Source organism: Streptomyces sp. NPDC004266, from assembly GCF_042874095.1.
Taxonomy (GTDB): domain Bacteria; phylum Actinomycetota; class Actinomycetes; order Streptomycetales; family Streptomycetaceae; genus Streptomyces.
The window spans coordinates 166,791-186,211 of the sequence record NZ_JBIAMM010000011.1; the positions used below are offsets into that span (position 1 = coordinate 166,791).

Here is a 19,421-nt window from a genome sequence, read left to right on the forward strand (position 1 = left end):
CCCCGATCAATCAGCCACCACCCTTGCACCGGAGGCCGCTTCAGGATCGCCTCGGAAGTCGTCGTCACCGCAGCACCGAAACGCTAGCTCAGGGGAGGCGGCCGGCCCAGTGAGACACTCCTCAACGCCTGAATCCAGTCAAATGGCCTTACATCTTGTTGCTTGAGCATGGGAGGCGTGCAGAGCTTCGGCTAGGAGCTGTCCGGCCGATCATGTGACTGCCGCCTGAGCGGAAGACGCTCTACGAGCGGCATCCGCTCTGGTCGGCGGACGGCCACCGGGGTGCGACGGGGAGCGGTACAAGAAACGCGACACCGTCGAGAGGGCCGTGAACAGGCTGAAGGACTTCCGTGCCGTCGCGACCCGTCACGACCAGCGCGGCTACGTCTTCCCCCGCACTGTCACCGCGCCAGCTGTCCTCGTGGGGCTCCGCTCATGACCGGGCACTCGTGTTCAAATCGAGTGCGGCAGCCTGACCGACCGCGGCAAACAGGATGAGCGGCAGCTCCTTGTCTGCCTGGCCGATCGCCAGCGCGAGCCAACGACCGCTGTCGGGGAGCGGCCACACCTGCATGCTCACGGCCTGTTGGCTGAGGTAGTCGAGAGGCTCGGGCACCGCCTCTCCCTCGCAGCAGGCACTGAGAGACGGCCCGAGGTCCACGACGAACGCGTCGCCCCACCGATTCGTCAGACGTGCTGCCAGGTCGTCGAGGCAGGCCTGCAGTTCGGCTTCGGCCTCGACCCAGGCCTGCCCGTCCTCGTCATCCCAGAAGTCCCGGCTGACCTGCAGTTCGCGCACATGATGCTCTGGTCCCCCTCCCCCGGAGGCATCGGCATAGGTCGCCTCCGGGAACGGCTGCACGGCCAACGACTCAATCGTCGAGAGGTACTTCTCGGTGGTCATGGGCGCAGGTTAGGGGACCGCGCAGACAACCACCGCCGACCATGCGCACCGACCAATGATCGTCCGGACAGGTTCTAGGCGGCACTCGGGCGGCACTCCGTGCGGTCCGGTGCGTCCCGGCCGGTCCGTGCGGGTGGGTCGGCCGGTGGGGAGGGGGTGCCGCTCCCCCGGCCGGGCCGGCCGAGCAGCGCGGTGAGGAGGACCGCCGTCAGGGTGCCCGCGACGACACCGCTGCCGAGGATCGTGCGGGCCCAGCCGGGGAACCCCGCGTACAGGTCGGGGCTGAGCAGCGGCAGCAGTCCCGCGGCGAGCGCGAGCGCGGCCGTCAGCGAGCCCGTCCCCGTCCCGGACAGGTCGGCCCGGCGGAGCATCTCGACGCCCATGACGGCGATCACCGCGTAGACGACGAGGGCGGAGCCGCCCACGACGGCCTCGGGGATGCCGGCCAGCGCCCGGGAGACGGGCGCGGCCAGGCCGAGGACGACCAGGAGCGCTCCGGCTCCCGCGGTCACGAAGCGGCTGCGGACCCCGGTGAGCCGGCCGATGCCGATGTTCTCGGCGCTGGTGACCATGAGGGAGGTGCCGAAGAGCGCGCCGGCCAGGGACACCAGGGCGTCGGCGCGGGCGACGCGGGGGACGTCGCGCCCGGGAGCCGGCTTCCGGCCGACGGTCTCGCTGTTGAGCACGGTCTGCCCGGTGATCTCGGCGAGCGTGGTGAGGCTGAAGACGAGCAGCGGAAGCGCGGCGACCAGGTCGAACCTCGGTGTGCCGAAGGGCAGGAACACGGGCAGCGCGAAGCCGCTGCCGGCCGCGGGGGCGAAGGAGCCGAGGCCCGTCCCCACGCCGAGGAGGGTCCCCGCCGCCATGCCGATGAGGACGGACGTCTGTCGCCAGACGCCGCGCAGGAAGACGTACGCGGCGACGGTCGCCGCCACGGTGAGGGCGGCGAGGAGCACCGCGCGCGGCTCCCCCGTGCCGTCCGGACCGGTGACGAGCCGGGCGGCGACCCGGATCATCGCGATGCCGATGAGCAGCACGGTCACGCCCATGACCAGTGGGGGGAAGAGCCGTACGACACGGGCGTACACGGGAAGCACGGCGAGCAGCAGGGCGGCCGCGAGGAGGACGGCCCCGGTGGCGGTGGCCGGCCCGTGCTCCTGGGCGATCTGGAGGAACAGCGCGGTCGCGGCGCCGCCGGGCAGCATGACGAACGGCAGGCGGCCGCCGATCCGCCACACCCCGAGGGACTGGAGCAGGGCGCCGGCGCCGCACAGCAGCAGGACGGTGCTGAGCAGCGAGGCCGTCGCGCCGGGCGGCATCCTCAGGGTGCCGGCGACGAGGAAGACGGTGGAGACGGGGGCGGCGATCATCGCGAGGACGTGCTGGGCCGCGAGGGGTGCGAGGCGCCGCAACGGGACGCGCGCGTCGACGGGTTCCACCGCGTGGACGGAGGCGGGCGCGGTCGTCATGCCGTCGCCTCCAGCCACGGGATCTCCGCCGCGGTGTAGCGGTAGGCGCGGAAGACGGCGTTCGGCTGCGACGGGAAGAGGCTGCGGACGTCGCTCTCGTCGTAGCCGGCGAAGTACGGGACGACGTACTCCCAGCACAGGTAGCCGTCCTTCGTCACCTCGAACAGGCGGCCCGACGGGGAGTCGGTGACGAGCGTGTTGCCGTTCGGCAGGCGCTGCGCGGAGCCCATGAAGGGGGCGAAGAAGAACTCGCGGGCGGGGTCGTGGTACTCCCACGCGATGTCGCCGGACTCCCGGTCGATCTCGATGACGCGGGAGTGGGGGACGTCGTGGCCGGGCCGGAAGACGCCGTTGTCGAAGACGAGGAACCGGCCGTCGTCGAGTTCGGTGGGGGCGTGCTGCTGGCTGACGGTGCCGGGGCGGCTCCGCCAGAGGATCTCGCCGGTGTCGCGGCTGATGACGACGACGGCCGAGACGCTGCGCAGGCTGGCCAGGATGTTGCCGTCCCGCAGGGGCGTGACGCTGTTGATCAGCGGCCAGTGTTCGCGGGCGTAGGCCTCGTGCAGCGGGTAGGCGTCGCGGTCGAGGTGGTCGGCGGCGCGCCAGGACCACAGGAGTTCGCCGTCCGGGCCGACCTCCTTGATGGTGTCGGCCCAGACGAGGCCGCCTTCGGCTTCGGAGCCGGGCACTCCGCCCTGCACCGCGGCGGCGTCGGCCCCGGCGAGGGGTTCGAGGGCGGTGTAGAGGATGCGGCCGTCGTCGAGGTGGTGGGCGTCGTGGTGCTGGAGGGGGTCGCGGTGCTCCCGCAGCACGGTCCCGTCGGGTGCCGCGTGGAGCATGACGCCGCCCCGGTACTTGTGCCACATCGGGAAGAGGGCCCGCTCTCCCGGGAGTACGCCGTTGTACGCGAGGGTTCCGTCGGTGAGGAGCCGGGCGTGGCGGCCGGGGCGGTGGGGGAGGTCCCAGCGGTGGACGGTGCGGCCCCGGAGGTCGACGAGGTACACCTCCCCGGTGCCGGTGAGCGGCGCGTAGAGGGTGTAGCCCTCGGACGCGGCCGTCTCGTCGAGGGCGATGAGGCCGGTGGGACGTCGGCGGCGTGAGTTCTGGTCGACCGTGGGCATGTCGGAGCTCCTTGCTTCAAACTTTCTTTGATCAGAACAACCGACTTTGACGTTAGGCGCGTTGTGTGACGGGCGTGTGTCGGGAGTACGAAACCGTCTCCGGGGTTCGGCCTACCTGCGCGTAGGGTGCGGTCATGCGCCGTGGAAGAGGGCGGACGGCGGCGCGGGGCGGGAAAGGACGGGACCACCGATGGAGACCGCGAACACACCGCGGGTGGGCGCCGCCGTGCGCCGCCGGCGACGGGCGCTCGACCTGACGCTCGCCGACGTGGCGCGGAGCAGCGGGCTCTCCTCGCCGTTCCTCAGCCAGATCGAGAACGACCGGGCGCGCCCCAGCATGCGGTCGCTGCAGCGGATCGCCGACGCCCTCGGGACCACGGCGGTGCAGCTGCTCGCGGCCTCCGACGAGACCCGGACGGTCGACGTGGTGCGGGCGGACGACGACAGCGGCCTCGACCGGGAGGCGCGCGTCCGGCCGGTGGTGCGCGGCCGCCACCAGCTGCACGCGCTCGAGTTCGTCGGCGCGCACGAGGCGGACCGCGAGTTCCGGCACCGGAACGACGAGCTGCTGTACGTGGCGGACGGCTCGGTGGAGGTGGAGGCCGACGGCCGCGTCCACCGGCTGGGCCGCGGGGACACGCTGCTCCTGTCCGGCGGCGTCCGGCACCGCTGGCGCACCACCGAACCCGGTTCGCGGGTCCTGGTCGTCGCGGTCGGCGACCACGTGGAGGTGCTGGAGACCTGAGGGGACGGACGGCACCACAGGTGGAGCGCTCCCGGCGACCGGCCGGGCGCGGCACGGCGGGCGAACGTCGGATGCCGGAGGGACGGCTGACGTCCGGTACGGCCGTGGGGTCGCCGTACCGGACGGGCGGTCGGCCGGGCCTCAGGCTTCGCGGGCGCCCTCGTACATCGCCTCGACGAGCTCGGCGTACTCCCGCTCCACGACGGGCCGCTTCACCTTGAGGCTCGGGGTGAGCTCGCCGTGCTCGACGTCGAGGTCGCGCGGCAGGACCGAGAACTTCTTGATCGTCTGCCATCTCTGCAGGTCGCCGTTGACGCGCTGGACGAAGCCGTCGATCAGCGCGTGCGCCTCCGGGGAGGAGACGACCTCGGCATAGGGGCGGCCGCCGAGGCCGTTCGTCGCCGCCCAGGGCATGATCGCGCTCTCGTCGAGCGCGATCAGGGCGGTGCAGTAGTTGCGGCCGTTGCCGATGACCAGGATGTTGCTGACGAACGGGCAGACGGCCTTGAAGCGGCCCTCGATCTCCGTGGGGGCCACGTACTTGCCGCCCGACGTCTTGAACAGGTCCTTCTTGCGGTCGGTGATCCGGACGAAGCCCTCCTTGTCGATCTCGCCGATGTCACCGGTGCGGAACCAGCCGTCGCTCTCCAGGACTTCGGCGGTCTTCTCCGGAAGGTTGTGGTAGCCGCGCATGATGCCGGGCCCCCTCAGGAGGATCTCCCCGTCCTCGGCGATGCGGACCTCGGTGCCGGGCAGGGGCCGGCCGACGGTGCCCACCCGGTAGTCGTCGACCGGGTTGACGGTGCAGGCCGCGCTGGTCTCCGTCAGGCCGTAGCCCTCCAGGACGGGCACGCCCGCGCCGGCGAAGAAGTAGCCGATGTCGGGGGCGAGCGCGGCACTGCCCGAGGCGCTGCCGCGGAGCTCTCCCCCGAACGCCGCCCGGATCTTGCCGTAGACCAGCTTGTCGGCGAGGGCGTGCTGGACGCCGAGCCAGAGGGGCACCTTGCGGCTTCCCGTCGCCACCAGGCTCTCCTGGCCGGTCCTGGCGTGGTCGCGGGCGACCTTCGCCGCCCACCGGAAGATCCTGTACGTGGCTCCGCCCTCGGCCCGCGCCTTCGCGGCGATGCCGTTGTAGACCTTCTCGAAGACCCTCGGCGCGGAGGCCATGACGGTGGGACGGACGACGGGCAGGTTGGTGACGATGCGGTCGACGCGGCCGTCGATCGCGATCACGTGTCCGGTCTGCACCTGACCGGAGATCAGGGCCTTGCCGAAGACGTGGGAGAGCGGCAGCCAGAGGAACTGCACGTCGTCGGGGCGCAGCAGGCCGCTGGCCTCCTGTGCGGCGCCCTGGTAGGACCAGCAGTCGTGCACCAGGCGCACGCCCTTCGGGCGGCCGGTCGTCCCGGAGGTGTAGATCAGGGTGGCGAGCTGGTCGCGCTCGATGGCCCCCACCGCCGTGTCGATCGCGTCCGGGTGCTTCTGGAGGTACGCCCTGCCGCGCTCCTCCAGCTCGGCGAGGCTCAGTACGTCCAGCCCCTCGACCCGGGGGAGGTCCGCCTCCGGGTCGAAGAGGATCGCGTGGCCGAGGCCGGGCAGGCGGTCCACGTGCTCGGCGACCTTGGCCAGTTGGGCGGCGTCCTCGACGAAGACGGCCCGGCTGCCGGAGTCGGCGAGGATGTACGCCGTCTCGTCGGCGTCGGTGCTCGGGTAGACGGCGGTCGCGGCGGCGCCCGCGCACATCACGCCCAGGTCGGCGAAGATCCACTCCACCCGGGTCGAGGAGGAGATGGCCACGCGCTCCTCGGTCCGCAGCCCGAGGGCGAGCAGACCGGCGGCGATCGCCGTCACGCGCTCGGCGGCCTGGGCCCAGGTCAGCGAGTGCCACTCCTCGGCGCCGGGGGTGCCCTGTCCGGCCGGCGCGGGGTAACGGTAGGCCTCCCGGTCGGGTGTGGCCTCGACCCGTGAGAGGAAGAGGTGCGCCACCGAGTGCGGCCGGTTCTCGAGCAGGTCCTGTGCGGAACTCATGGCGACCTCCGAGGCCTGTGCGCCCGTCAACGTTGTTGACCGGCAGGTAACTTGCGAGCAGTGGTGTGAGGCTAAGGGGAAACCCACCGCCGCGTAAGGGGGAGCCGGGGAGGAAAGCGTCCGGTGGCCACCACGTCCGGCGCCCACCACGTCCGGCACCCGCCACGATCGGCGCGCCACGTCCGGCACCCGCCACGATCGGCACCCGCCGCGTCCGGCGCCCGCCTCGGCACGCAGCGAGGCGCCCGGTGGTGACGTACCTGGGGTACGCCGTCCACCGGGCGCCGGCCGGGCCTGCCGCCCGCGCCCTACGGCGTGTGCCCCCAGGGGCCCGGGCCCCGGTCGTCGAGCAGGGCGCAGACGAACCGCTCCTCGGTCGCGCGCAGTCGGGCCAGCAGGGCCGGGTCCGTCGTGACCTGGCTGGTGACGGAGACCGTCACCGTGCGTCGGCCGTCCCGCGTGGCGGCGGCGAACTGCGTGTAGCCGGGGGTGTTGCCGGTGTGGCCGAGGACCGTGCCGCAGCGGGTGGTGTACCGGAAGAGGCCCAGGCCCGCCGCGTTGGCGCCGGGGCCGGCCGGTTCGGAGGCGCCCCCGGGGAGGAAGTCCTGCTGGGCGTGGCGGGTCATGGGGGTCAGCAGCTCCGGTCCGGCGTAGCCGCCGATGAACCTGCTCAGGTCCGCCGGGGTGGAGACGATGCCGCCCGACGCCCAGGCGCCGGAGGCGCTGACCGCCTCGCTCACGTCCTCGGGCGGCTCGCCGGGGGCGGTGAGGTAGCCGTGCAGGAAGGGGCGGGGCAGCAGGTAGCCCTGCGGGAGGCTGGTCTCCGTCAGGTCGAGCGGGCGGTACACGAGCTGTCGCAGCAGCGACTCGTACGGGCGGCCGGTGGCCCGCTCGGCCATCAGGGCGACCGCGATGTTGTCCGAGTTGGAGTAGGCGTAGCGGCTGCCCGGCGGGAAGCCCAGGGGCAGGTCGGCCACGAAGTCGAGAAGGCGGCGGGAGTCGAAGTGGTGGCGGGGGTCCGCGCGGACGATGTTCTGGAACGCCTCGCTCTTGCTGTAGTCCGGAAGTCCGCTGGTGTGCTGGAGCAGTTGACGGAGCGTCACCGCGTGCCAGGCCTCGGGGAGGTGGGGCAGGAGCCTGCCGATCGTGTCGTCCAGGCGCAGGGCCTGCCGGTCCACGAGGCTCAGCGCGACCGCCCCGCTGAAGGCCTTGGCCACGCTGGCGATGCGCATGTGGTCGTCGGGCCGGGGTGGTCGCCGCGTGCCCACCTCGGCCGTGCCGACCCGGTAGACCTGCCGTACGCCGTCCCGGGTCAGGATCGCGATGGCCCCGGGCGGGCCGCCGGGCGCCGCCACCAGGTCGGCGAGGGCCCGCTGGAGCGCCGGGTCGCCGTGACCGGGTCCGTGCGGCGCCGTCGCCGTCGGGGCGGCCGCGACCGGTGCGGTCGCGGCGCCGCCCAGGACGGCGGCCGCCACCACAGCCCCGACGGCGGCCGCCCCGAATCCGCGCCTCGGGCGGGGTCCGGTACGGGCACGGGCGGAGCTCGTGGAATTCCGGCCGTCGTACGCGGCGGGGACACGTCGGGGCATGCGCTACCTCCTCGGCTACGGGACCGGGAAGGGCGGACGGTGCCCACGGCCCGGTGCCGGTCGGGCGATCGCCCGTCCGGGCCCCGGCCGGCCGCCGGACCGCCCTGTCCCAGGATCAGGCCACCGTCTCGCGGACCGGGCTCCCCCGCGCGCCGTCTGCGCCATCCGGCCCACACGCGCGCACGGGACGTCCCGGCGGTCGGTCTCAGCGGTTCGGCGCGGTCCCGGCGTCGGGTCGCCGCCCGGACGCGGTCCGGTATCCGAGGGTGACCAGGCCCGTGGCCACCAGGACGACCGCGCCCACCGTGCGCAGCGCCGGGCTCATCGCGTCGGCGAAGGACGCCGTGCCGGCGCCGGAGCCGTGTGCGGCGAGCACGGTGCCGGTGACGGCCACGCCGAGGGCGGCGCCGATCTCCCGGGCCGAGGTGCCGAGGCCGGAGCCGAGGCCGGCCTGGTGGGCGGGGAGGGAGGAGACGACGCCGACGGTCAGGGCCGGCATGCACAGGCCGGTTCCCGCCGAGATGACGAGCAGCCAGCAGGCGTACAGCGCGTACGGCGTGGCCGCGTCGGCGGTGGAGGCCCCGAGGAGTCCGGCGCCGATCAGGAACAGGCCGGTGGCGACGGCGGGGCGCGGACCGGAGGCGGCCTGCCAGCGGGTGGCGACCTTGGGGAAGAGGGCCATGCCGATCGTGAGCGGGACGATGGCGAGCCCGGTGACGGCGGGGCCGTACCCCTTCACGTACTGCAGGTACTGGGAGTTGGCGTAGAACAGCGAGAAGAGACCGAAGAAGCCGGTGGCCGTGCCCAGGACGGCGGCGCGCAGCCGCCGGGAGCGGAAGACCCTCGGGTCGAGCAGCGCGGCCGGCGAGCGGAGCGCGTACCAGGTGAACAGGCCGGTCAGCGCCGCGCCCACCGCGAAGAGGACGAGGATGCGGGGCGAGGTCCAGCCGTGTGCCGGGCCTTCGATGATGCCCGCGAGGAGGGCGACCAGGGCCGCCACGAGCACCGGGGTGCCGCGCGGGTCGGGGCGCCCGTGCGGGGAGCGGTCGGTGCGCGGGACGGTGACCGCGACGGTCCAGGCGAGCAGCGCGGCCAGCGGGACCATCAGCCAGAACAGGGCGCGCCAGGAGAGGAACTGGCCCGTCGCTCCCCCGCCGACGTTGCCCGCGAGCCCGCCCAGGCCGACGGAGAGGGTCCAGGAGGCCAGGGCCCTGGCCCGGCCTTCGGGTCCGGCGAGCTGTACGAGGATCGACATGGTCGCGGGCATGACGCAGGCGGCCCCGGCGCCGGACACCCCGCGGCCGGCGATCAGCAGCGCGGGCGACGTGGCCAGGGCGCTCAGCGCCGCCCCCGCGGCGAACAGCGCGAGACCGGCGAGCAGCACGCCCTTGCGGCCCCGGCGGTCGCCCAGCGCTCCGGCGGGGATGAGCAGTCCGGCGAAGACGATGACGTACGCGTCCACCGTCCACAGCAGCTCGGTGGAGGACGGGTGGAGCGAGGAGGCGGCCAGTTGGGGGATGAGGAGGTTGATGGCGGCGACCATGCTCTGCGCCACCAGGACGCAGGCGCACAGGGCGAGCAGGGCGGACCTCCTGAGCGGGCTCGGCGCGGTGCCGGCCGGGGCGGAGGGGGGCGGTGAGAGGGCAGCGGAAGACATGGCTCCTCCGGGGAGCGTCGTGGTGAGGGGGTGTGCGTTCACCGTAGGCTCGGCCCGTGGATTACTTCCAGTGCATCTTTTGCAAGGGGTGAGTGCGTGTGACGCAATCCGGGGACGCCACCGGTCTCGACCTCAATCTCCTCCTGGCCCTCGACGTCCTCCTGGAGGAGCAGAGCGTGCGGGGAGCGGCCCGGCGGCTGCATCTGTCCGAGCCGGCCACCAGCCGCACCCTGGGCCGGATCCGCAAGGCGCTCGGCGACCCGATCCTGGTGCGCGCCGGGCGCGCGATGGTGCCGACGCCGTACGCGCTGTCCGTGCGGGCGGAGGTCGGCGCGGTCGTGGAGCGGGCCAGGGCGCTGTTCGCGGCCTCGGGCCCCACCGATCTCCGCGCCGTCGCGCGCACGTTCACGGTGCTCGGCCAGGACTCCCATCCCGCCCTGCTCGGCCCCGACCTGCTCGCGCGTGCCGCCCGCGAGGCCCCGCGGGTGCGGCTGCGGTTCCTGAACGAGAGCCACGTCGACGCGCCGACGCTGCGGGAGGGGGTCGCCGACCTGGAGATCGGCGTCATCGACACCGTCCATCCCGAGGTGCACACCGAGCACGTCCTCGACGACCGCATGCTCGCGGTCGTCCGCGCGGGACACCCGCTCCTCCAGGGGCGCCTGACCCGGCGGAGGTTCGCGACGGAGGCGGACCACCTGATCGTCTCGCGCCGGGGACGGCTGCAGGGCCCCGTCGACACCGCGCTGGCCGAGCACGGTCTGCGGCGGCGGGTCGTCGCGAGCGTCGGCACGTACCCGGCGTCGCTGTTCGTCCTGCGCGACACCGACCTGGTCGGCCTGATCAGCGCGCGGAGCCGCTCGCTGGCCGCGGCCCTCGGCCTGGTCGCCTTCGACGTCCCCCTCGACCTGCCGCCGCTTCCGGTCGGCCTCGCCTGGCATCCGCGCCACGACGCCGACCCGGCGCACGCCTGGCTGCGCGGCTGCGTACGGGACCTGCTGCTCGGCCGGTCCGGCTGATGCCGTCCGCCCGCCCCCCCCGTCACGGCGGGCGGACGGCGCTATGCGGGGTCGGCGGCCACCCGGAAGCCGATGTTCCCGGTCGAGCTGTCGGGTGTGTTGGAGCTGCGGGCGGCCACCCGGTACCGGTTGCAGTAGGAGTCGTGGCACAGGTACGAGCCGCCGCGCATCGCGCGCGCGGTCTCCTCGCCGGGGGCGAACCGGTCCGCGCACCACTCCCAGACGTTGCCGACCGTGTTGTAGAGGCCGAAGCCGTTGGGCCGGAAGGACTTCGCGGGGGCCGTGCCCGCGTGGCCGCCGCCGACGGGGAGGTCCGGGAAGTCGCCCCGCCAGATGTTGCACAGGGGACGGCCGTCCGACGTGAGCTCGTCGCCCCACGGGTAGCGGCGCTGCTCCAGACCGCCGCGGGCCGCGTACTCCCACTCGGCCTCGGTGGGCAGGCGGGTGCCGGACCAGGCGCAGTAGGCCTGGGCGTCGTGCCAGGACACGTGGACGACGGGGTGGTTCTGCCGGTCGGTGACGTGGGAGCCGGGGCCTTCGGGCCGGCGCCACGAGGCGCCGTCCACCGTCCGCCACCACGGGACGCCCGGCACGGGCGGGGACACGGCCGCGGCTTCCTCCCCCAGGAAGGCCCCGAAGGTGAAGGAGAAGCCGAAGCGCTCGGCGTCGGTGACGTGTCCGGTGGCTTTGACGAAGGTGGCGAACTGCGCGTTCGTCACCGTCGTGGCCGCGATGCGGAAGGGCTCCACGGTCACCTCGCGGACCGGGCCCTCGGCGTCGGCGGGGAAGCCCTCCGGGTCGTCGGTGCCCATGAGGAAGCGCCCTCCGGGCAGGGAGAGCAGCTGCCGGGCGACCCGGGAGGGGCGGGCCGGCGGGCGGGGCGGGGCGAGGGTCAGGACGGGGAGCGGGGTGTGACCCGGGGTGCAGCACGAGGACATGACGACTCCGGCGGAATCGGAAGGGTGGGCGGCCGGCCCCGCGCGTCGCGGCGCGGGGCCGGCCGGCAGTGCGGTGGCGCGGGTCAGGCCACGCGGTCGGCGGCGAGCCGCGCGGCCAGGGCGGGGATGCCGAGGGCCTGCTCCTGGGCCGGTGTGGCCTGGTAGAGCTTGTTGGTCAGCTGGTAGGGGTCGTTCACCAGGTCGTAGTACTCGCGGAACTTCACCTGTCCGGTGCCGGACACCGTGCCGTTCCCGTCGGTCGTCAGGTCGTAGTACTCCGTGTACTGCTCGTCCTTGGCCACGTACGAGGACCAGGTGGGCGCGCCTCCGGCGGCGGTGCCCTGCTTCCACCATTCCACCAGGAGGTGGTCGCGGCTGTGAGCGGAGAGCAGGGAACGGCCGTCCTGCGGGGCGCTCGGGGTGATGCCGGCGGCGTCGAGGATGGTCGGGGCGATGTCGATGTTGGCGACGATGCGGTTGTCCTGGGTCCCCGCGCCGAGCCCGCCGGCCGGCCAGGAGAGGTAGAACGGCACCTCGTGCGCGGGGCGGTAGGGCACCGACTTCGCGGTCCAGCCGTGGTCGCCCCAGCTGAAGCCGTTGTCGCCGATGTAGATGACGAGGGTGTTGTCGAGCTGGCCCAGGGCCTGGAGCTTGTCCTTGAACGCCTGTACGGCGTCGTCGACGGAGAGCAGGGTGCGCAGCTGCTCGGCGCGGATGGTCCGGCCGTCGGCGAGGGTGCCGGTGGCGTTCTTGATGTAGCCGGGCTTGTCGCTGCGGTCGTTCTCGGGGACCGAGGGACGGCCGTTCCAGTCGGGCACGGGGGTGTCGGCGTACTTCGCCTCGGGGGTGCGCGGGCCGTGGGAGGCGTAGGGCGTGACGTACGCGAACCAGGGCCTGGTGTCGGTGGCGGCCTTGTCGAGGAATTTCAGGGTGCGGTTCTTGACGATGGTGGTGGTGTAGCCGTTGATCGTCTGGACGGTGCCGTCGACGTTCCACTGGGCGTCGACGTACCCGGGCTGGAGGAGGGCGAACTCCTCGAAGTGCGGCGGATTGTCCGCCAGGGTCCAGGAGTTGAGGTACTTGCCGAACAGGCCGGTGCGGTAGCCCGCCTGCTTGAGGTACTTCTGCACGGTGGTGCTCTGGTCGAGCGCGTACGAGGCCTTGTTGTTGCGGACGCCGTGGTTGTGGGCGTGGCGGCCGGAGAACACGCTGGAACGCGAGGGCGCGCACAGCGGGGTGGTGACGTGGCCGTCGGTGAACCTCACGCCCTGGTCGGCGAGCCAGGCGACGGTCTTGGGCAGGGCCCATTCGGTGTGCTTGGGCTGGTCGTCGGTGACGATCAGCAGGATGTTCGGCCGGCCGGCGGCAGCGGCGGGGCCGGCCGCGGCGACCTGCGCGAGGGCGGGCACGGCGGTCGCGGCCGCGACGGCGGCGGCGCCGCCGAGGAAGCCTCGTCGGCTCACCTGCGGGCGTCGGTTCTCGCTCATGATGTCCATTCCTCCGGGTGCGACTGCACGAGGGACACGGCGGACGGAGGCACGGGGAGACGTGCCGTCGGGCCGCGGTGGGGAAGGGGAAGAGACGGGAGTCAGGCGGGGGCGCCAGGTGGGGATCCCGTGGGGGGAGGGGCGCTTTCAGCGCGCCGGGGCGACCGTACACAGGGCGCTCGCCAGGTGCCCTTGGTCGACGTGGCGGCGCGCAGTGAGGATTCCTGCTGCCATGGCCACGACAGTATGCGGAGTGGAACCGCGGTTCCATGTACGGCGGATGAAATGGCGGCCGCCGTGCTCACCCGCGACCGCCGTGCTTACCTGCGCCCACCGTGCTCACCCACCACCGCCGTGCTCACCCGCGACCGCCGTGCTCACCCCGCCTCCGCGCCCACCCCGTCTCCCTGCCGGTCTCCCCGGTCTGGCCGCCGGGCCACGGCCACGTGAGAATGCCCCCATGACCGATGCATCAGCGACACCGGCGGAAGAGGACGCCGTCCGCGTCGAGCGCGACGGACCCGTGACCACGGTGGTCCTGTCCCGGCCCGCCGCGCGCAACGCCGTGGACGGGCCGACGGCGCGGCGACTGGCCGACGCCTTCCGGGCGTTCGAGGCCGACGAGGAGGCCTCGGTCGCGGTGCTGTGGGGCGAGGGCGGCACGTTCTGCGCGGGCGCCGACCTCAAGGCCGTCGGCACCGAGCGCGGGAACCGGGTGGCACCCGACGGCGACGGCCCGATGGGGCCGACCCGGCTGCGCCTGACGAAGCCGGTCATCGCGGCCGTCAGCGGCCACGCGGTGGCCGGCGGGCTCGAACTGGCCCTCTGGTGCGATCTGCGCGTGGTCGAGGAGGACGCGGTCCTCGGGGTGTTCTGCCGCCGGTGGGGAGTGCCCCTGATCGACGGCGGCACGGTCCGGCTGCCCCGACTGATCGGCGAGAGCCGCGCCATGGACCTGATCCTGACCGGCCGGCCGGTCCCGGCCGCCGAGGCGTACGGGATCGGGCTCGCGAACCGTCTCGTGCCGCCGGGCCGGGCCCGGGCCGCGGCGGAGGAACTCGCCCGGGAGATCGCCGCGTTCCCCCAGCTGTGCCTGCGTCACGACCGCCTGTCCGTCCGGGAGCAGCACGGCCTGCCCGAACCCGAGGCGCTGGCGGTCGAACTCCGGCACGGCATGGTGCCCCTGTCGGCCGGCGAGACCCTCGACGGCGCCGCGCGCTTCGCGGCCGGGGCGGGCCGGCACGGCTCGTTCACCGGTTGAGCCGTCCGGGCCGCGGCGAGGGCGCCGGGCTCGCCGTGAGCCGGTGTCACCCGCTTGTCCGGTAGAGCCTGATGTCCCGGTTGACGAAGAGGTGGACGTAGCCGCACGACCAGCAGATCAGGCCGGTCGCCGACTCGTTCGCCCAGGCCATGTTGAAGAACTCCATCCCCGTGCTGTTCAGCTTCACCTCCCGCTCGCGGAAGGTGTCGTTGTCGCACACCTGGCAGCGGATGGGCTTCTGTCCGATCGCCGCGTGCACCGGCTTGGCCATGCCGTCCCTCTCATCCTCCGCCGGTTCCGGCGGTGTTCCGGGGTGGGTGGGGCGCGTCCGTCACGCGGGTGATCGCCGTCTCGACGGCCGTGACGCGGTCGGCGAGCAGGCCGAGGGCGGCGACCGCGCGGGCCAGGCGGTCGTCCCCGGAGCCCCCGGGCGCGCGGGTGCGGGCGGCGTTCAGTTCCGTGCGGCGCGCGGACTGCGCCGGGGTGAGGGTGCCGCGCAGGGCGGCGAGTTCGAGGAGGTTGGCCTCGGCTTCGCTGGTCAGGGTCTGGGCCTCGGCGGTGTAGTGGTCGTCGATCAGGGCGGCGAGTTCGGCGTCGTCCATGACGGGCGAGAGGCGGGCCGTGATCTTGTTCATCGTACGGTACGACCCCTGGAGCCGGAACGGCGGTCCGGTGCGGGCCTCGTCGGCGGTGGCGGCGGAGGCGATGTACGCCTCGTTGACGGCGAGGACGGTCTCCCGGACGGTGAGGAGACGGCGGAGGACGGCGAGGACCCGGTCGAGTTCGGCCGGGGCGTAGGGGTGGGCGAGCCGGTCGCGGCGCGCCGCCGGGTCTCCGGCGGCCAGCCGGGTGAGGAGCTCCAGGTCGGCGCGGTCGCGGCCGGCGAGCGGGGCGAGGAGGGGGTGGGAGGTGAGGGCGTTCTCGACGAAGCTGAACGCGAAGGCCTCCTCCTTGCCGGTCAGGACGTCGCCGAGGTTCCACACGTCGGCCCGGCTGGCGAGCATGTCCGGCACGCGGAAGGCCCGGCCGGACTCGGTGTACGGGTTTCCGGCCATGCAGACGGCGAAGCGCTTTCCGCGCAGGTCGTGGCCGTTCAGGGTCCGGGTGGCGTCGCAGAGGGGGATGAACTTCTGCAGGAACTCCGGGGAGGTGTGCTGGATGTCGTCCACGTACAGCAGGACGTTGTGGGCGGCGGCCAGGGCGAAGGCGATCTTCTCCAGCTCCCGGCGGGCGGCGGCGTCGGGTGCCGCGGCGGGGTCGAGGGAGGTCGTCCGCCGGCCGAGGGCGGGGCCGTCGACCTTGACGAGCAGCAGGCCGAGGCGTTCGGCGACGTACTCGATGAGGGTGGTCTTGCCGTAACCGGGCGGGGAGAGGAGCAGCAGCAGTCCGTGGGAGGCGCCGCGCCCGTCGGATCCGGCGGCGCCGAGCTGCTTGGCGAGGTTGTCGCCGAGGAGCGGGAGGTAGACGTCGTCGACGAGCCGGTTGCGGACGAAGGACGACATGACGCGGGGGCGGTACGCGTCCAGGCGGAGGCGGGCGCGCTCGGCGGTGAGGAGTTCCGTCCGCCGCCGCTGGTGGGCGCGGAAGGCCGGCACGTCGACGGCGGCGAAGCGGCGTGTCCTGGCGAGGAACTCGTCGAGCCGCAGCTCCAGCGAGCGTGCCCGCACCCGGGGGTGGTCGCCGAGGAGCCCGGTGACCGTGGCCGTGGTCGGGGCGTCGACCTCGTAGCGGTCGAGCCCCGGGCAGAGCTCGACGGCGACGGCCTCGGCGAGCGCGCCCGGGTCGTGCGGCTCCCCGGACGCCGAGGCGTACGAGGTGAGCCAGGCCTCGACGAGCCGGCGTCGTGCGTCCGGCTCGGTGAGGGCGGCGAGGGCCTCGTCGTAGGCGGAGGAGCCGACGGTGCGGCGGAAGGCGGCGAGGAGGGCGCGCGCCGCGCCGGAGACGGCGAAGCCCGCCGGGCCGGAGGCGAGTTCGTCCGTCAGGTACGCGGCCGCCGCCGGGTCCCCGGTCGCTCCGGTGAGCTCCGCCCTCAGCCCGTCCAGGGCCGAGTCGGTGCCGAAGAGGTCACGGGCCCGGGTCAGCGCGACCGCCTGACGGATCCACTGCTCGCGGACCTCGGCGCTGGTGGACGCCCAGAAGAGCTGGGCGGTCGCGCGTGCCGCCCCGGTGTGGCGCAGCGGTCCGGCCCCTTCGTCCAGTTTCAGCACCGCTTCCAGGATCAGCGCCGCGTCGTGGTCGTGGACGCCGCGCTCGTGGCCCTCGTCGTAGGCGGTCTCGGCCGCCTGCCGGGCGAGTGCGCCGAGGTCCGCTCCGGCGAGGCCGTCCGTGCCGTGCTCGGCCAGGAGGCGTGCGGCCAGGTGCTCGGCCCGGTAGACCTCGGGCGACTCGGAGGGCAGGGTCCGGTCCCAGAGGTGACGGGTGGCGGCGAAGGCGGGGTCGGTGACGGGTTCGCGGTAGTCGGTTCCCGTCAGGGCGAGGACGAGGGTGCCCGCGCCTGTGCCCCCGCCCGCGTCCTCGTGCGGTACGAGGGTCAGCTCGGGGGCCTGCCGGGTGACGGCGAAGCGGTGCCGGCCGAGGCGGATCGTGTCGCCGCCGTCGGAGAACAGCTCGACGCGGTCCCGCAGCGCCCGTCCGGCCTCCTGGCGGGCGGCTCCGAGGCGGCTCTCCAGCTCCTCCGCCCGTGCCCGGTCGCCGAGCTCCCGCAGTTCGTCGCCGATGCGCCGGACCCGGGCGACCATGGGGTCGGAGGCGAAGTGGGCGTGCACCTCGTCCGGGTCGGTCAGGCTCGCCGCCCGCCGGGCGATGGTCTCCAGGACCCGGCCGGCCGAGTCGGCGAGGCGCGCGGCGCGGCGGGCACGGGCGTCCTGGAGGGCCTGTCCGCGTGCGGTGAAGGCCTCGTGGATCGCGGTGCGCCGCTCGGCGACGGCGGCGAGGAAGCCGTCGTGTCCGGTGAAGCGGGATTCCAGGTTCTCCAGCTGGAGCAGGAGCCGGCCGAGCTGTTCGTCGCAGCGGTCGGGGGTGTCGGCGGCGGCCAGGGCACCGGTGACGGCCTGGCCGAGCAGGGCGAGCTCGGCGGCGAACTCGGCCCGGCCCTCCTGCTCCAGGAGCTCGGTGCGGCGGGCGGCGAGGTGGGCCCGGGCGCGGTTGAGCGCGCCCAGGACGTCGGCGACGCGTGCCAGGATCGAGGCGCGGACGGTGGCGTCGCCGACGTCGAGGCCGGCGACGACCTCGCCGAGGGTGCGCAGTTCGTGGGTGCGGGCCTCGATCCGTTCGCCGGCCGGGCCGGTCTCGGCGACGGTGGCGAGTGCCCCGGCCTCGGTGGCGAGGCGTTCGGCCTCGGTGTGGTGGGCGGTGAAGGCGTCCTCGCCCCGGAGGAACGCGACGGCCCGCCCGGCGGCGGAGACGATGTCGGCCTCGACGTCCGCGGCGAGGGCGTCGATGCCCTCCGTGTCGGCGTACCGCATGTCCTTGAGGGTCGCCACGTGCCCTTGTGCCGTGCGGAGTTCGGTGATGCGGGAGATCCACTCCCCGGCCGTGGCGGGCTCCTCGTCCCGGATGCGCCGGACGAGGCGGCTGATCTCCCGGGCGGTGTCGGCGAGGGCCTCGGCCGCCTGCCGGGTGAGCGCCGTGACGGTGCCGAACTCGTCGAGGACCTGCTCGGCGGTGGCCCGCAGTTCGGTCAGGGGCGTGCGCAGGTCGCCGGTGTCCGGGTCGCCCAGCCAGTGGTGGGCGTCGCCCGCGCGCACGCAGGCGGCGACGAGCGCCTCGTACCCCTCGGTGGTGGGCGTGGGCCCGGTGGCCTGCCGGGCGATCGACAGGCAGTCGGCGATCCCCCGGACGAGGTCGGCGTTGCCGATGCGGGCCAGGGGGCCGGTCCCCGCGGGGCGCCGGTGGGTGTCGGAGACGTACGGCGTGCGCCAGATCTGCACCGGGTGGGCCCGGCCCGGCTCGCCGGACCCGCCGCGGAGCACGGCCATCGTCCCGTCGTCGAGCAGGGCGTATCCGCGGCAGAGGAGCGGGTTCGCGATCTCCTTGCCGATGGGGTCGTACGGGAGGAGCAGGGTCCGGCCCTCCGTGGGATCGCGGAAGACGAAGAGGAGGTGCTCCCCGTCGGGCGAGCGGACCGTCCGGTCGAAGGTCTGTCCCGCCGTGTCGGTGTCGAAGGTCCGCACGGCTCCGGAGGCGAGGCAGTAGCCGCCGGGGAACACGATCCCCTCGTCCCCGGGCAGCCGCAGGCACGCCTGCCCGATGGCGTCGAGCCTGACGACGGCGCCGGTCAGGGTGTTGAGGACGAGGTGGCGGCGGACGTCCTCCTTGTAGGGGCGGACGCGCACCAGGATCAGCGCGCCCACGACGGCGTAGGCCACCTCGGCGTCGGCGAGGGACTGCAGCGGCTCGTCGACCGGCTCCGTGTGGACGCCCCCGGCGGTGTCGGTGTCGTCGTCGGTCCTGATCGTCAGCGTCCCGCCGACCGTGGAGACGAACAGGCGGCCGCCGAGCGAGATGTGCGGGTGCCGGCCGGGGACGTGGTCGTCGCGGGTCGTCTCCACCCATGCGAGGTCGTCGGGGGGAGGGAGGACGTGGTCGCGTTCGCCCCGGGCGTCGAGGAACCGGATCTCCCCCGCCGGGCCGACGGACCAGCGCAGGACCCGCAGGTCGTCGTTCTGCTCCCCCGTCCGGAAGACGGCGAGGAGCCGGCCCTCCGTGCGTCGCAGCCGGATCAGGCGCGCGCCCCGGTAGTAGCGGTGCAGCGCGGAGAACTCCCGCACGAAGTCCGGGTCGTCGAGGAGTCCGGGCACCGCCTGTGCGGGCAGCGCGTTCAGGTCGCGGTCGTGGAGGGTGAGGACGTCGGCGACGGAGACCTCGGAGAGCCCCGGGCCGGAGGGCTGGAAGCCGAGGAGCAGGAGGTCGTCGCCGACGGCGACGACGTCCTGGGGCGCGCAGGCGCGGGCGGTGTCGACGCGGCGGGTGCCGGTGAGCGCGAGCTCGCCGGAGCCGAAGGCCGCGGTCCGCTCCTCGTCGAGGGCTCCGGCGCGCCCGGCCAGCTCGGCGGCCCGCGCCGCGAGCCGGTCGCGCAAGACCGTGTACGTGTCCTCGTCGATTCCGGCACCCATCTCGTCCCGCTCCTTGTACGGTGGTGAGTACGGGTCCGGTGCCGCCAACTCCCCCGTTTGCCGGCGCCGGACCCTTTGTGACCGCTCCT

The 19,421-nt window shown here is 74.0% G+C and carries 13 protein-coding genes and 1 pseudogene; 4 read left to right on the plus strand and 10 right to left on the minus strand.

Annotation, left to right across the window (positions count from 1 at the left end):
• Positions 1–265: 265 nt before the first annotated feature.
• Positions 266–439 (plus strand): annotated as a pseudogene (locus ACFYUZ_RS25660) (IS5/IS1182 family transposase); the annotation flags it as partial.
• Here ACFYUZ_RS25660 and ACFYUZ_RS25665 read toward each other — a convergent pair.
• The 3 genes from ACFYUZ_RS25665 to ACFYUZ_RS25675 all read right to left on the minus strand — a co-directional run bounded on the left by ACFYUZ_RS25665 (position 434) and on the right by ACFYUZ_RS25675 (position 3,494).
• Positions 434–904 carry a hypothetical protein gene (locus ACFYUZ_RS25665; protein ID WP_389312942.1) on the minus strand — a complete coding sequence of 157 codons (471 nt, stop codon included), beginning with the start codon at positions 902–904 and terminating at the stop codon, positions 434–436. The pseudogene ACFYUZ_RS25660 and the gene ACFYUZ_RS25665 overlap by 6 nt on opposite strands.
• 74 nt (positions 905–978) lie before the next feature.
• Positions 979–2,373 (minus strand): uracil-xanthine permease family protein, encoded by a 1,395-nt coding sequence (locus ACFYUZ_RS25670; protein WP_389312944.1) that lies wholly within the window; start codon positions 2,371–2,373, stop codon positions 979–981.
• Positions 2,370–3,494: an arylsulfotransferase family protein gene (locus ACFYUZ_RS25675; RefSeq protein ID WP_389312946.1), complete on the minus strand. Its 1,125-nt coding sequence runs from the start codon at positions 3,492–3,494 to the stop codon at positions 2,370–2,372. The genes ACFYUZ_RS25670 and ACFYUZ_RS25675 overlap by 4 nt, the downstream gene beginning before the upstream one ends.
• A gap of 190 nt (positions 3,495–3,684) precedes the next feature.
• On the opposite strand from ACFYUZ_RS25675, the gene ACFYUZ_RS25680 reads away from it, so the two are divergent.
• On the plus strand, positions 3,685–4,239 hold the full coding sequence (locus tag ACFYUZ_RS25680; RefSeq protein WP_389312948.1) for a helix-turn-helix domain-containing protein: 555 nt from the start codon (positions 3,685–3,687) through the stop codon (positions 4,237–4,239).
• A gap of 141 nt (positions 4,240–4,380) precedes the next feature.
• On the opposite strand, the gene ACFYUZ_RS25685 is transcribed toward ACFYUZ_RS25680, so the two are convergent.
• From ACFYUZ_RS25685 to ACFYUZ_RS25695, 3 genes are all read right to left on the minus strand, one after another.
• Positions 4,381–6,267, minus strand: coding sequence for an AMP-dependent synthetase/ligase (locus ACFYUZ_RS25685; RefSeq protein ID WP_389312950.1), 1,887 nt, complete (start codon positions 6,265–6,267; stop codon positions 4,381–4,383).
• A 308-nt stretch (positions 6,268–6,575) separates the two neighbouring features.
• Positions 6,576–7,856, minus strand: a complete 1,281-nt coding sequence (locus tag ACFYUZ_RS25690; protein WP_389312952.1) for a serine hydrolase domain-containing protein — start codon at positions 7,854–7,856, stop codon at positions 6,576–6,578.
• A gap of 205 nt (positions 7,857–8,061) precedes the next feature.
• Positions 8,062–9,513 carry an MFS transporter gene (locus ACFYUZ_RS25695; RefSeq protein ID WP_389312954.1) on the minus strand — a complete coding sequence of 484 codons (1,452 nt, stop codon included), beginning with the start codon at positions 9,511–9,513 and terminating at the stop codon, positions 8,062–8,064.
• A 92-nt stretch (positions 9,514–9,605) separates the two neighbouring features.
• Here ACFYUZ_RS25695 and ACFYUZ_RS25700 point away from each other — a divergent pair, with 92 nt between their 5' ends.
• Positions 9,606–10,532, plus strand: coding sequence for a LysR family transcriptional regulator (locus ACFYUZ_RS25700; RefSeq protein WP_389312956.1), 927 nt, complete (start codon positions 9,606–9,608; stop codon positions 10,530–10,532).
• A gap of 41 nt (positions 10,533–10,573) precedes the next feature.
• On the opposite strand, the gene ACFYUZ_RS25705 is transcribed toward ACFYUZ_RS25700, so the two are convergent.
• Together ACFYUZ_RS25705 and ACFYUZ_RS25710 are read right to left on the minus strand one after the other, a co-directional pair.
• Positions 10,574–11,470, minus strand: coding sequence for a formylglycine-generating enzyme family protein (locus ACFYUZ_RS25705; RefSeq protein WP_389312957.1), 897 nt, complete (start codon positions 11,468–11,470; stop codon positions 10,574–10,576).
• Between the two features lie 83 nt (positions 11,471–11,553).
• Positions 11,554–12,957, minus strand: a complete 1,404-nt coding sequence (locus tag ACFYUZ_RS25710) for a sulfatase (protein WP_389312959.1) — start codon at positions 12,955–12,957, stop codon at positions 11,554–11,556.
• A 460-nt stretch (positions 12,958–13,417) separates the two neighbouring features.
• Between ACFYUZ_RS25710 and ACFYUZ_RS25715 the strand changes: the two genes are divergently transcribed.
• Entirely contained in the window at positions 13,418–14,218 is an 801-nt protein-coding gene (locus ACFYUZ_RS25715; protein WP_389312961.1) for a crotonase/enoyl-CoA hydratase family protein, read from the plus strand.
• 46 nt (positions 14,219–14,264) lie between these two features.
• On the opposite strand, the gene ACFYUZ_RS25720 is transcribed toward ACFYUZ_RS25715, so the two are convergent.
• Together ACFYUZ_RS25720 and ACFYUZ_RS25725 are read right to left on the minus strand one after the other, a co-directional pair.
• Positions 14,265–14,489 (minus strand): hypothetical protein, encoded by a 225-nt coding sequence (locus ACFYUZ_RS25720; RefSeq protein ID WP_389312963.1) that lies wholly within the window; start codon positions 14,487–14,489, stop codon positions 14,265–14,267.
• A 10-nt stretch (positions 14,490–14,499) separates the two neighbouring features.
• A complete protein-coding gene (locus ACFYUZ_RS25725; RefSeq protein WP_389312965.1) occupies positions 14,500–19,332 on the minus strand; it encodes a DNA repair ATPase in 4,833 nt (1,610 codons plus the stop codon).
• Between the last annotated feature and the right edge of the window lie 89 nt (positions 19,333–19,421).